The sequence below is a fragment of the Dyadobacter sp. CY343 genome (genome assembly GCF_021390335.1).
Lineage (GTDB): Bacteria > Bacteroidota > Bacteroidia > Cytophagales > Spirosomataceae > Dyadobacter.
Window position 1 is genome coordinate 725228 of sequence record NZ_JAJUXK010000004.1, and the last position, 13044, is coordinate 738271.

At 43.7% G+C, this 13044-nt stretch carries 14 protein-coding genes; 8 read left to right on the plus strand and 6 right to left on the minus strand.

Annotation, left to right across the window (positions count from 1 at the left end; translation table 11 throughout):
- Positions 1-13: 13 nt before the first annotated feature.
- Both LZG94_RS15070 and LZG94_RS15075 read right to left on the minus strand, forming a co-directional pair.
- Positions 14-1012 (minus strand): SDR family NAD(P)-dependent oxidoreductase, encoded by a 999-nt coding sequence (locus tag LZG94_RS15070; RefSeq protein WP_233792683.1) that lies wholly within the window; start codon positions 1010-1012, stop codon positions 14-16.
- 102 nt (positions 1013-1114) lie between these two features.
- Positions 1115-1882 carry a hypothetical protein gene (locus tag LZG94_RS15075; RefSeq protein WP_233792684.1) on the minus strand — a complete coding sequence of 256 codons (768 nt, stop codon included), beginning with the start codon at positions 1880-1882 and terminating at the stop codon, positions 1115-1117.
- A 775-nt stretch (positions 1883-2657) separates the two neighbouring features.
- Between LZG94_RS15075 and metG the strand changes: the two genes are divergently transcribed.
- Complete coding sequence (gene metG, locus LZG94_RS15080) at positions 2658-4733, plus strand: methionine--tRNA ligase (RefSeq protein WP_233792685.1); 2076 nt, start codon at positions 2658-2660, stop codon at positions 4731-4733.
- A gap of 52 nt (positions 4734-4785) precedes the next feature.
- On the opposite strand, the gene LZG94_RS15085 is transcribed toward metG, so the two are convergent.
- The 3 genes from LZG94_RS15085 to LZG94_RS15095 all read right to left on the minus strand — a co-directional run bounded on the left by LZG94_RS15085 (position 4786) and on the right by LZG94_RS15095 (position 6341).
- Positions 4786-5121, minus strand: coding sequence for a hypothetical protein (locus tag LZG94_RS15085; RefSeq protein ID WP_215234625.1), 336 nt, complete (start codon positions 5119-5121; stop codon positions 4786-4788).
- 271 nt (positions 5122-5392) lie between these two features.
- Positions 5393-5815: an Hsp20/alpha crystallin family protein gene (locus LZG94_RS15090; RefSeq protein ID WP_215234624.1), complete on the minus strand. Its 423-nt coding sequence runs from the start codon at positions 5813-5815 to the stop codon at positions 5393-5395.
- Between the two features lie 250 nt (positions 5816-6065).
- On the minus strand, positions 6066-6341 hold the full coding sequence (locus LZG94_RS15095; RefSeq protein WP_233792686.1) for a SelT/SelW/SelH family protein: 276 nt from the start codon (positions 6339-6341) through the stop codon (positions 6066-6068).
- A 394-nt stretch (positions 6342-6735) separates the two neighbouring features.
- On the opposite strand from LZG94_RS15095, the gene LZG94_RS15100 reads away from it, so the two are divergent.
- The 5 genes from LZG94_RS15100 to LZG94_RS15120 all read left to right on the plus strand — a co-directional run bounded on the left by LZG94_RS15100 (position 6736) and on the right by LZG94_RS15120 (position 10155).
- A complete protein-coding gene (locus tag LZG94_RS15100) occupies positions 6736-7152 on the plus strand; it encodes a hypothetical protein (protein ID WP_215234622.1) in 417 nt (138 codons plus the stop codon).
- A gap of 18 nt (positions 7153-7170) precedes the next feature.
- Positions 7171-7866 carry a hypothetical protein gene (locus LZG94_RS15105; RefSeq protein ID WP_233792687.1) on the plus strand — a complete coding sequence of 232 codons (696 nt, stop codon included), beginning with the start codon at positions 7171-7173 and terminating at the stop codon, positions 7864-7866.
- Positions 7856-8722: a sensor histidine kinase gene (locus tag LZG94_RS15110; RefSeq protein ID WP_229254703.1), complete on the plus strand. Its 867-nt coding sequence runs from the start codon at positions 7856-7858 to the stop codon at positions 8720-8722. Before LZG94_RS15105 ends, LZG94_RS15110 begins: the two co-directional genes overlap by 11 nt.
- Positions 8723-8728: 6 nt before the next feature.
- Complete coding sequence (locus tag LZG94_RS15115) at positions 8729-9388, plus strand: response regulator transcription factor (RefSeq protein ID WP_215234620.1); 660 nt, start codon at positions 8729-8731, stop codon at positions 9386-9388.
- An 86-nt stretch (positions 9389-9474) separates the two neighbouring features.
- Entirely contained in the window at positions 9475-10155 is a 681-nt protein-coding gene (locus LZG94_RS15120) for a type 1 glutamine amidotransferase domain-containing protein (protein WP_233792688.1), read from the plus strand.
- A gap of 3 nt (positions 10156-10158) precedes the next feature.
- On the opposite strand, the gene rfbC is transcribed toward LZG94_RS15120, so the two are convergent.
- A complete protein-coding gene (rfbC, locus tag LZG94_RS15125; RefSeq protein ID WP_233792689.1) occupies positions 10159-10710 on the minus strand; it encodes a dTDP-4-dehydrorhamnose 3,5-epimerase in 552 nt (183 codons plus the stop codon).
- 100 nt (positions 10711-10810) lie between these two features.
- On the opposite strand from rfbC, the gene pyrF reads away from it, so the two are divergent.
- Both pyrF and lysA read left to right on the plus strand, forming a co-directional pair.
- Positions 10811-11638: an orotidine-5'-phosphate decarboxylase gene (gene pyrF, locus LZG94_RS15130; protein ID WP_233792690.1), complete on the plus strand. Its 828-nt coding sequence runs from the start codon at positions 10811-10813 to the stop codon at positions 11636-11638.
- A 42-nt stretch (positions 11639-11680) separates the two neighbouring features.
- Complete coding sequence (gene lysA / locus LZG94_RS15135; protein WP_233792691.1) at positions 11681-12910, plus strand: diaminopimelate decarboxylase; 1230 nt, start codon at positions 11681-11683, stop codon at positions 12908-12910.
- Positions 12911-13044 lie beyond the last annotated feature (134 nt).

The window sequence follows — 13044 nt, forward strand, 5'->3', positions numbered from 1 at the left end:
TATTCACCGCATTTCAAATCTTGCCGACCAAACTTTCACTAACCCTTTTCACGGTTTTCTCAATAGGTTGGAACTCAAAATGCAGCGCTTTTTTAATCTTTTCGTTGTTATATGTCACCTTTCTCGCAGCCGATCGGGCGGTTTCTTTGGTGATCAAAGGCTTCGTTCCCAGGAGGAACGTCCTCACCGCCTCGACCCGCCAGATCACCCCGGCCAGCCCCGCTCCGACTTTCAGCGACGGTCGCTTTTTGTGCATATTGTCTGCGATCATATGGAACAGATTTTTGTAAGAAATGCTCCCCGCATTCAGCAAAAATCTTTCTCCGGATATATCTGATTGTGTCAAACGGAATATGATTTCGGCCACATCCTGCACATCGACGTAGTTGGCTAAACCTTCGGTATAGAATGGCTTTTCTTTATATACATACCTGAAAATCTGCGTACTACTCTTGTTCCAGTCGCCTTCGCCCAGGATCAGCGTGGGGTTAACGATCACCGCATTCAGGCCTTCGGCAATACCTCGCCAGACTTCCAGCTCGGCCAGGTGTTTTGTTTTGGCATATTCAGAATTTTCGGGTGAATTTTCCCAGCGGTGGTTTTCATCGAGGACGACTTCTTTATCTGCTTCCGCCTTGCGTGGATCAGGCCGCCCTATTGCGGCGATGCTGCTGACGAAACAGAGCTTTTTGGTTTGATATTTAAGACACACATTCACCACATTCGCCGTTCCTTCCACATTGACCTTATACATCATATCCTGGTCTGCGGGGACAAAAGACACTACCGCGGCAGTATGAATTACGCAATCGATATCAATCAGCGCATCTTCCAGCGAACCCAGATCGAGAATATCGCCTTCTATGAATTTCATCTTGGAATCCAGGTCTTTCAGCAGGCTTCTGTCAGCATTTGGACGTACGAGCGCCAAAACCTCATGATTATCAGTCAAAAAGCGTTTCGCTACTGCACTGCCAACAAGGCCCGTCGCGCCGGTAATAAGAACTTTCATATTTGAACCATAAGTATAGAGATCCGAAGGTCGGTATTGAATACTTACAACACAAAAAATCCCTCCTGAATTGGGAAGGGATAAAAGTTACAATGGGGAAATTTATATCCTGCTTAATCTGTCGCTGCACTGTTCAAGGGTCCGCTGCCGCAAGCCCAAATCAATTTCTTTTAACGAACTAAGCATTAAGCGGCCCTTCTTCTGAGAAGGATTATCTGCCAGCTGCTTTTCCCGTTCGATGATCATTGCCTGAATACCCTTCGCAAGCTCAATTTCATTTGTCCGGCTATTTTCTATTTGATGACGAAGCTTCGTGCTCATTTGCGATATCTGATCAACCGGAACGTTCCCTTTCAATTTTTCCAAACACTTTAAGATCAACTGATATTCGCCCATATGGGAGTCCAGCAACTGGTCAGTGAAATATGCTATTGTCGGAAAATAGTCCGAACCAACTAATCCAAGATTTACAAGGATCCTTCTCGACAATGCACTTTGTATATGCGCTTGCTGGTACGGATTGTGGCTATAAGAAGTTATTAACGCATTGTATCGATTGATCAAGGGAATACCATCCTCATTTGCAGTTAATTCAATTTTTTGAAAATCCGTAGCATATAGACTGTCGGCCAACTTCAAGTGTCCCAATTCATCCAGGGCAACTAATTTAGAATCATCACCGGTTGCTTTAAGCTCAGCCTGCGCTTCTTCAACTAGTTTCGATTTCAGCGTTGGGTAGCTGATATGAGAATCACCTGAAAATCTCGCATTTGCATTTGAGCTTAGATCACCGGTTTTCGTGAGTTCATCGCCTGTTCCAGAACAAGAGACGATCATTATGCATGTCACAATTGTTAATAATGTTTTCATAATTATTATTTTAGGGTAAGAAACTACATTTGATCACAACCATATTCCGACTGGGCCTGAGAAATAGGGATGTAGTCAACAAATGAGGCTATTAAATTTCCGTTAGCATAAAAATTTTGGACTCTAATTGCCGACCCAACACTAGGTGCGCAACAACCCCCTGAATTTGTAGTCCATTCTAGAAAGGACTTCCCTGTAACTCCTCCTGTAACAACGGTATCTTGCATTTTACAAGGCTTCAGCGCCCAGAGCGGGTAACTACAAATAAGTAGCATTGAAAGAAAAATAATTCTGAATTTCAGCATTTCTATTTTTGTTTTAGTTAAACAAATAGGATTGAGCTGCGCAGCGATGCAAACATCTGATAATTAATATCAATCCGCAATACCCATTATTGGACAAGATTGGACAAAACTGGACAAAGTTGGACAGTAGCGCTAAGTCCTCAGCTTTTCGAGCAATTGCTGATATAGTTTTGGTGCGATGAGACCTCGCGGCACGCTGATACTAAGTAGTTTGATTTTCCTCGAAAGAGTTCGGGCGGAAATCCCGAGGTCGGCAGCCAGTTGCTGGCGGGTGTGGTATCGTTCTGTCATGAAGGGTGAGTGTATAGTTAATATTCTGCAATTATATAAAATTATTTCTTCCTTCTTAATATTTGAAAGCTTGCTGCGCGCAACACCTTTCTGCAAGCTTTTTTGGCTAATTTAGCGGACTAAAACAGATCGCCGGACTCCGGAAACCAACACATTGGTCTAATCCAAATACTTTAATAATGCCAGTTTCAAATCCAAAAAGATATACCGTTACCGCAGCCCTTATTTATGCAAATGGCCCTATTCATATCGGACATTTGGCGGGTTGCTACATACCGGCAGATATATACGTTCGCTACTTACGCGCCAACGGAAAAGACGTAGCATTTATCAGCGGCACAGACGAACATGGAGTACCGATCACGATCCGGGCGAAAAAAGAAGGTTTGACCCCGCAGCAGGTAGTAGACAAGTATTACGCCCAAATTGACGCCGCATTTAAAGAGCTCGGCATTTCGTTCGATATTTATTCCCGTACCAGCAAAAAGATCCACCACGATACCTCTCAGGAGATTTTCAGGGATTTATACGAAAAGAAGGTTTTTGTAGAAGAAACCACCGAGCAGTATTTCGACGAAACAGCTGAACAATTTCTTGCTGACCGATATATTGTTGGAACCTGCCCGGTTTGCGCGAATCCAAATGCTTATGGAGATCAGTGCGAACGCTGCGGCTCAACACTCAGCCCGCTCGAACTGAAAGACCCGCGCTCGATGCTTTCCGGCGCAAAGCCCGTTTTGAAAGCAACTAAAAACTGGTACTTGCCCCTAGATACCCTTCAACCGCAGATAGAACAATATATAAACAGTCACCCGGAGTGGAAAACCAATGTATTGGGACAATGCCAATCCTGGTTAAAGGATGGATTAAAACCCCGCGCAATGACCCGTGACCTCGACTGGGGTATTCAGGTTCCGGTAGAGAATACAGAAGGAAAAGTGCTGTACGTTTGGTTTGAAGCGCCTATCGGATATATTTCGGCTACAAAAGACTGGCTTACCCAACAAAATGGCTCCGACGAAGGCTGGAAAAAGTGGTGGCAACCAGGTGAAAACCTGGAAGAAGGTGAAACGAAGCTGGTTCACTTTATCGGTAAAGACAATATCGTTTTCCATTGCATTATTTTCCCGGCAATGTTGATGGCGGAGGGAGATTACATTCTTCCTGATAATGTGCCTGCGAACGAATTCATGAATCTGGAAGGCGACAAAATATCGACCTCGCGCAACTGGGCAGTCTGGCTGCACGAATATCTGGAAGAGATGCCGGGCAAGCAGGATGTGCTTCGTTACGTGCTCACTGCCAATGCGCCGGAGACCAAGGATAGCGAATTTACGTGGAAGGATTTTCAGACCAGAAATAATAGTGAACTGGTTGGTATTTACGGAAATTTCATCAACCGGGCACTTATACTTACGCACAAATTCTGCGACGGCAAAGTGCCGGCGACTGCGGATTTACAGGAAATAGATCTGGCGGTATTGAAAGACCTGGCTGCATTTCCAGGCAGGATCGGAGATTCTATTGAGCATTACAGGTTTAGGGAAGCGCTGACTTTTATGATCGACCTGGCGCGGCTTGGAAATAAGTACCTTGCAGATACCCAGCCGTGGCACGCGATCAAAACGGATCCGGAGCGGGTGAATACGATCATGAATATCGCATTGCAAATCTCGGCTACGCTGGCAATCGTTTCGGAACCGGTTCTTCCATTCACTTCGCAAAAAATAAGAGAACAGCTTGGGTTTGATGGTGGGTTATGGCAGGATGCGGGAAGGGCTGATCTGCTGGCAGCCGGGCAATCTATTAATGAAGCTTCTTTACTTTTTGAGAAAATGGAAGACAGTACAATTGAAAAACAGATCCAGAAATTACATGATGCTAAACGGCAGAATGAGCTGGAAAGCAAAACGGTCGCTCCGGTGAAGGCCGAGATTCAATATGATGATTTCTCCAAAATGGATATTCGGATCGCGACGATCGTGGAAGCTGAAAATGTGCCGAAAAGCAAAAAGCTATTGAAACTTCTGGTTGATATTGGAATAGAACAAAGAACCGTTCTGAGCGGGATCGCCGAACATTTTAAGGCAGAGGAGATAATAGGCAAAAAAGTACTGTATCTATCAAATCTTGCTCCCCGCAAAATGATGGGTATGGAAAGCCACGGAATGATATTGATGGCCGAAGACCGCGATGGCAGCCTGGCATTTGTACAACCGGGAAGCGATGTGTGGAATGGAGGTACTGTTAACTAAGATACCTGAATAACAGCGCCGACAGTTCGGCGCCCGGCGCTGTTATTCTGAATCACTGAAATTCTTGCTTGACCTGACTGTATACTGTCTGGATTTTGCTAACCAGCGCCTGACATTCTCTGTCGGTCAGCTGATCGATCGTATTGCTTACCGCGTTCGAAATTACCTGACCGTCATCATTGGTTTTGACACCCTTTTGTTTAAGCGTAGATAGGATTCCTTCCCATTCGCCAATCAGATTTTCAGAAAAATAACGGGGTTCAATGATGTTAAAATAAGCAGACTGAGATTTAAGCTTTTGTTTAAGTTGTCCCGACTCTGCCGACACGTTGAGCTCTTCCACCAATTTCGTCAGCTCGATATAGGCGAAGATGTTTGATTTTTTCATAGCGTTGAGTTTAAGAGGGTAAGTTATTGAACATCTATGCTAAGATAAGAATATCGAACCCCAATTTTTTATGTTTTCCCGAATGTTTACCGTATGTTAATATAAACTATTGGCTAGATACAATTCCGCGCTATTTAGATGGAAAAGTCGTACTATTTCGGCTTAATGGGCTATTTGTTCAGCAAAGCGGCTCGTATAATGGTACCGTTTTCCACAAAAAAACCCAGCAGTTGTTACTGCTGGGTGACACTATAAGATCCAATTCTCGACTTTACCAACGTTCGATATCGACCTTCCGGTGATAATCGCCCTGCTCATTTCCATACGGCAGAAACAGGACCAGGTGGCGAAGCGAATCATCGTATTTCGCCGATATATGTTCAATATCCACTCCTTCCGGGATGACAAATGTATTGATAAAACGAACGGTCTTCCATTGCTCTTCTTCGGGAAGGTTATCCTGTGAAAATATAGGTAACAAGTGAAAAAGCTTCAAGTTATTTGTATTTCTCTTACCCTTTACGACCTCTAATTGAAGGTCTTCAACTTCGATGCCTGGAATTTTCACAACGACTTCAAACCCCTCTGATCCCTTATCAAGCTTTATGGCCGGCTCGCTCATTCCACCATTGATCGTGTTGATAAAATCGATGTTCATCAACATTTCCTGTGGTATTTTAGGTTTGCTTTCCATAGCTATCGCGTTTTAGGTTCACAAGTTTTTAACCATTAACGAAAAACTACGTGCCAAAGATTATTTTTCTGTTAATAAATTGCAGGTACCAAGGGAAAGCTAGTACATAAGAAGTTGAAAAAGAATATGTTAACTTAATTTGCGAAACTGAATATTCTATTTTTCTGATTTCAGTTCTTCAAGTATAACCAAGCCATAATTGCAGGCAGCCACTCCCCAGTAAGACATTTTGTCCTGATTCATAGCGACATTACCTATCATTGTGACCCAGTCCGCGATCAGGAGCAATAAGATCTCTGATCTTCTGTTTCAGCTCCTTAGGCTCAGGAAAGTGACCTTCCCTTTTTCTGTCCCAAACCAGCAGTTCATCAAGCATAACTGTATATCTTCCAGCTACTTCCGAAGGTACAAGTTGAACAGCATGCAGATCTTCTGCGAAAGTAGTCAGCAACTCCTGCGCCATCCAGGCAGCTCTCAAAAGCCAGCCGCATTTTGGACAATATTCAATCGTTACAGTCGGTTTCATTTTTTTGTTTTGGTTTCAATTTCAAATAAACAAAAAAAGCCGCGAAGGAGACCTTCGCGGCTTTCGAGTATTAACCTAACCCTTTTAATCCTGACTATGAAGAATCTGCAAAGCTTCCCTAATGCCTTACAAATGTATATCTGCAACACAGCCAATTTTAGAGTGAAAATCCCCGATTTTAGTTCAGGTAGTGTTACACAAATTGTTCGTAATTATGCGCAATCTATCAAGTAATATTACGTGATTATTAGTTACAACAGACGAATTATAGCCTGATTAAGAGTAGGTTAACCACACAAACCGTTAAATCAATTCGAATACCTTTGCTTGATCCAGATAGATACCCTGGTTACATTTACAAAAGTCGAAACACCTTAAAAACCTGTTATTAATTATGGATGCCAAAAAGTTTACCGGTAGAGAAGGACAACTTATTTCCGCGGAACAAGCACTTGAAATTATTAATCCGCACCTGGACCGTGAGCGTGACATTTTAGGGAGAGGCGATAATTTTGTGAAAGCTGAATTCTTCGGACTACATACATTTAAAGACCTGATAAGTCTTTATGAAGAGAGTTGTGTTGGTTTCAGGGTGTATTACGGGGTGAGAGATGAAGAGGATAATTCGATAGATGAGAAGTTTGTAGCGAGCAGGCGCAACGAAATAAAGCCGACTCCAAGACTGGTCATCGTCCCAGTCGACGCGCGCGGCAACGATCTTACCAAAACTGCGCGGCTGGGGGGTATGAAGGATATGGCAGCAGAAAAAGAGGCTATGGTAGGTGGTCCTGTCTGCCCTCGTCATTGTTGATTTTTTAATCACTATTCAATGCTAGAGATTTACTTCTCTTATTTTAAGAGGCAACCTCTTGCAAGTATTCCGGTTTTTTTAACTCTATTGCCCCTGCTGCTGATATGGCAGCGAAAAGCCTATCGGGACAATGCTTTTTTAATCCTGGGAATTTACCTGATGGTTAAGTTCGTCATTGATTTCATTATGTTCGACTGGGCTTCACACAAGAGAAATACAGTTGTACTATATAATTTCAATGTCCCGGTCAGGTACGTTTTGTCCAGTCTGATTTTTTATCAAAAATTGGAGACGAGACGGTTCAAGAACTGGATACTGGCATCGATTCCTGTTTTCATACTTTTTTCAATATGGGACACACTACACACGAATCCGTCGCTTGCAGACCTGCATAACCACAAAATGGTGCTGTATTCGACGACTGTTGAAAGTCTCTTAATGTTGTTCTGGGTTTTGCTCTATTTTTACAATACAATACGCGCACTAAAAATCCCGAATCTGCTGACCTATCCATTTTTTTGGGTGTGTTCCGGTTTACTGATTTACTATTCGAGCTTTCTGTTTATTGCGCCGGTATTTCATTATTCTTCCAAATGGGAGGAATGGCTGGAAATTGGCTTTTTGACTTACGTACCTTATATGTTTGAAAGTGTAAGTATTATTCTTTTCAGCATTGGAATAGCCCAGTTTCCTGACGAACGATATGCAAAATAACGAGGAGCTCAAACTAGCATTATTGATAGCATTGATCGCGATGCTGATGATGGCATTTTTTGTGATCTCGTTCGTTATGTATTATCAGAAAAGGAGATTCGAAGAAGAGAAAAAGATTAACGATATTGAAAAAAATTATAACCGCCTGCTTCTTGATACAGCACTTAACTCAGAAGAGACAGAGCGGAGGCGGATAGCACAAGACCTCCACGACGATATTGGCACCATGCTTTCGCTTACTAAGCTTAGTTTGAATCAGTTAAGTAAACTGGTGAATGCATCGGAAAACGAGAAACAGGAACAGATCATGAAAAAGTCTCAGTCCCTGGTGGAAGAAACCATTTTGCATGTGAGAAGGATTACCAGAGACCTTGTGCCTACTACGCTGGAAAGGTTTGGATTACTGGAAGCAATTGAGGAATTTATTGATAAACTGGAAGAGGATAATAATCTTGTTATTTCGTTTCATTCCAATACGGTTGAATTTCCCAGACAAGGACAAAAGCTTGAACTCACATTGTACCGTATTATGCAGGAACTGGTGAATAATGCGATTAAACATGCAAGCTGTTCGAGTATTGAGATTTCCCTTGAAATAGAGAATGAAATGATCGGGCTGCGTGTCACGGATAATGGAATTGGTTTCGATCCCGAAAAAATTAAAGAAAATAATCTCGCTGGTCTTGGCTTACTTGGAATTGAAAGTCGGCTGGCTATCGTGAACGGAACCGTGCAGTATGAGAAGCCAGCGAAAGGAACTGGCTCCAGTGCCTGCGCGCGCATTCCGGTAATGCCGATGTCCGAAAATAAACCGGAACCATTGCACCCCTTCCGGAGAGAAAAAGTCAATGCTTAAATAGCCATGAAAACACTCAAATTAGGAATTGCTGATGATCACGAGCTGTTCAGAAAGGGTTTTATATCCATGCTGAGCGGTATACCTGATTTTGAATTTGTACTGGAAGCAGCCAATGGTCAGGAGCTGTTGGACAGGCTTCCCGCAAATACACCAGATATCGTATTCATGGACCTACAAATGCCCGTAATGGACGGAGTGCAGGCGACAGAAGCCGCATTTGAAAGGTTTCCTAATATCAAAGTCATTGTCGTTTCCATGTACAATGAAGACCGGTTCGTTATACATATGCTTGAAAAAGGCGTGCAGGGCTATTTGCTGAAAGACACCAGTCCCGACGAAGTCGAAAAGGCGATACGCAGAGTAGATGAGGAAGGATTTTATTATAACGATTTTGTGTCGAAGGCAATGCACAGAAAAATGGTCAACCGCCATGTAAATAAGCACCCTTTCTTCCCCAATGCGTGCAATGTAGCCTTATCTACCAGAGAGAAGGAAGTACTGCAACTAATATGTGACGGACTTTCCACGCAGGAAATTGGCGATAAGCTATTTATTAGTGTCAGAACCGTGGAAGGACACCGGCTCCGCGTACTCGAAAAAACCGGCACGAAAAGCACTGCGGCCGCAGTTTCGTTTGCATATAAAAATCAGTTGCTGTCCTGACCTGAATTAAGTTACCGGCTCCATTAAGCCAGGAACATTCCCCGGATTTTATTTATCTTTCGTGCAGTAACATTCGACTGCATTGTATGAAAGTATTAATCGTTTGCACCAACCACGAAGCCTATCCGACCAAAACAACTAAAACCGGGGTATGGTTAAGTGAGCTGACGCATTTCTACGATGTAATGGCGAAACGACGGATTATTTTGGACTTTGTCAGTCCAAAAGGTGGAAACGTTCCGGTTGACGAACGCAGCCTTGATTTCAAAGATGAATGCAATGCCCGCTACTGGGAAGACCCGGTTTTCCGAAACAAGCTTGAACATTCGCTAACTCCTTCCCAAATACATCCCGCTGACTACCGTCTGATTTATTTTGCCGGCGGGCACGGAGCAATGTGGGATTTGCCTGAAAACCAGGAATTGATTCAAATCACAAAAAGCATTTACGAACGCAACGGAATGGTTTCCGCAGTCAGTCACGGCGTATCGGGATTGATGAACGTTAAACTTTCTGATGGTTCTTACCTGATACAGGACAAATATCTCACCGGCTACTCCAATATGGAGGAAACACTGATGAGCTTTGTAAGCGAAGTTCCTTTTTACCTGGAAGATAAACTGAAAGAACGCGGCGCACATTTCACCAAAACAATGATCCCATTCATGGAATTCATTGAAATGGACGAAAGGCTGATCACCGGTCAAAATCCGGGTTCTGCAAAAAAGATTGCTTCCAAGGCACTGGAAGAGCTTTTTGAAAAATAAGCGTTAGGCTTTGATCCGGGCGTCTGCGAACAAAGATTTAAAAGTAGGCAGAATAAGATCTTTTTCAGATACTAACGGATTAGAAATCCCCCAGTCGATATTCAGGTCAGGATCATTCCACAAAATACCCGATTCAGATTCTTTGCTGTACACGTTTGTGCATTTGTAGCTGAAAATACTATCCTCTAACGCTACGAAACCGTGTGCAAATCCCTCGGGAACATACGCAAAGTTGTTCTTGTCGCCGCGAAGCTCGAAAATTTCATGCTGACCGAAAGTTGGTGAATCCGGGCGGATATCCACAGCCACATCCAGTACCACACCAGAAATTACTCTCACAAGCTTGCCCTGCGCAAAAGGCGCATTCTGAAAATGCAATCCTCTCACAACCCCTTTTTTCGAAAACGACTGATTGTCCTGAACGAAATTGGTTGGCAAGCCCAGACTTTCAAATACCTGCTTGTTGAAAGATTCGAAAAACACCCCGCGGTCATCTTCGAAAACGCGCGGAAAAATTTCAACTAAACCTGATATGGATGTTTCTCGAATATGCATGAACGTGATCTTCTTATAAATTATGGATGCGATGTATTGTCAGGCAAATTTATGAATCTATTGTTAGACGTTGTAATTTCAGCGCAATATTTCCCAAATCATGACTTATCAAGAGCTTTTCACGCAAATCTCAGCAAAGAAAACCTACCTCTGTGTAGGACTCGATACTGACATTCGTAAAATTCCTTCGCATTTATTGCAGGAGGCTGACCCTGTTTTTGAATTCAACAAACAGATTATCGACGCCACTGCCGACTATTGTGTTTCCTATAAACCGAACATTGCGTTTTACGAGGCGATGGGCGCAAAAGGATGGGAAAGTTTACAGAAAACACTTGAATATATTCCTGCCACGCATTTCACGATTGCCGATGCTAAACGCGGCGATATCGGCAATACTTCCGGGCTATACGCACGCACATTCTTTGACCCAACCTCTTCCGGACTGAATTTCGATTCGGTAACCGTAGCTCCATATATGGGCAGCGATTCGGTAATTCCTTTTCTGGAATATGAAAATAAATGGGTAATACTGCTTGCATTAACCTCTAACATAGGTAGTTCCGATTTCCAGCGACTGCAAGTAGAGGATAGTAGCTTGTACGAACAGGTACTTAAAATTTCCCAGGAATGGGCGGGCGCCGATCGAATGATGTACGTGGTAGGCGCGACGCAGGCTCCCGAGTTCGAAAAAATCAGAACAATTGTCCCCGATCACTTTCTGCTTGTACCAGGTGTGGGTGCACAGGGTGGAGATCTGGAAGAAGTTTCCAGATTTGGAATGAACAGTCATTGCGGCTTGCTCGTCAACGCGTCGAGAAGTATTATTTATGCAGGAAATGGAATCGACTTCTCGCAAAAAGCGCGGCAGGAAGCGTTCAAAATCCAGCAGGAAATGGCGACTTACCTCGATCTGTACTGCAAATAGCAGTTTTTATTTTTTAGTCAAAAACAAAGTATCACTTATATAATGTCGTCCGCAGAACCAACTCCCTTTTCGACCCACCAAATCGACCCAGCAGCACTTTTAGAAACTTACGGAAGCCCGCTTTACGCCTACGACGGCGTCACGATCCGACGCAAAGCCGGCGAGTTGAAACAGGCTTTTGCCGGTATTGATATGAAAATTAAATACGCCTGTAAAGCCAATACCAACCTGGCAATCCTGAGACTGATGCGCGAGATAGGTGTTGAACTCGATGTCGTTTCTCCGGGTGAACTGGAAATGGGAATGATCGCCGGCTACAATGCCAGTCAAATCACATTCACTCCCAGCGGCGTTCCGTTTGAAGAAGTTCGCTCGGCAGTAGACGCCGGCGCGATCGTGAATGTGGATAGCATTCCGCTTCTCGAATGGTTTGGCCAGACTTATGGGAACACGAAACCCTGCCTGATCAGGATCAAACCGAATGTGGCGGCAGGTGGAAATGCAAAAATCATGACCGCCCACGCAGATTCCAAGTTTGGAATTTCGGTTCTGATGCTCGACGAAGTACTGGAAGTGGTGAAGAAATACGATATTAAAATAGTTGGTCTGCACCAGCACACGGGCTCGGATATTAAAGACGCAGAGCCTTTTTTGAAAGTGGCCGATATTCTTTTTGAAGCCGCAAAACGTTTTCCTGATCTCGAAATCATTGATTTAGGAGGCGGATTCAAAGTTTCCTACCTGCCCGGTGACCATGTTACTGATATGGAATTATTAGGAAAGAATATATCCGAGCGCTTCAACACGTTTTGTAATGAATATGGAAGGAAACTGCAACTATGGTTTGAACCCGGCAAATTTCTGGTGAGCGAATCCGGTTTTCTGCTTGTAAAAACGACGGTAGTAAAGGAAGATCCGGCGCGCAATTTTGTTCACGTCGATTCGGGACTTAACCACCTGATCCGCCCGATGATGTACGGTTCTTACCACCATATCCTCAACATTTCCAATCCCGGCGGCCCGCTCAAAACATACAATGTGGTAGGTTATATCTGTGAAACGGATACATTCGCAACCGACCGCGAGCTGCCCGAAGTGCGCCAGGGCGATGTGCTTGCATTTCTGAATGCAGGCGCCTACGGATTCACGATGAGCTCGAATTACAATGCAAGACTTCGGCCAGCCGAGGTGCTCGTTGACAACGGGAATGCCAGGCTCGTCCGCCGAAGGGAAACCTTGGAAGACCTTTTGAAAACTCAAATGGATATTTGATCAAACAATTCTGACACCTTGAAAAAGCTGCTCGTTTCTATACGGGCGGCTTTTTATTTTTTAAGGCAACTTAGCCAAGCTTCACTTTAATAACCCATAAGCTCCCACAAGCGACATTTTGTCCTGAATCCTTA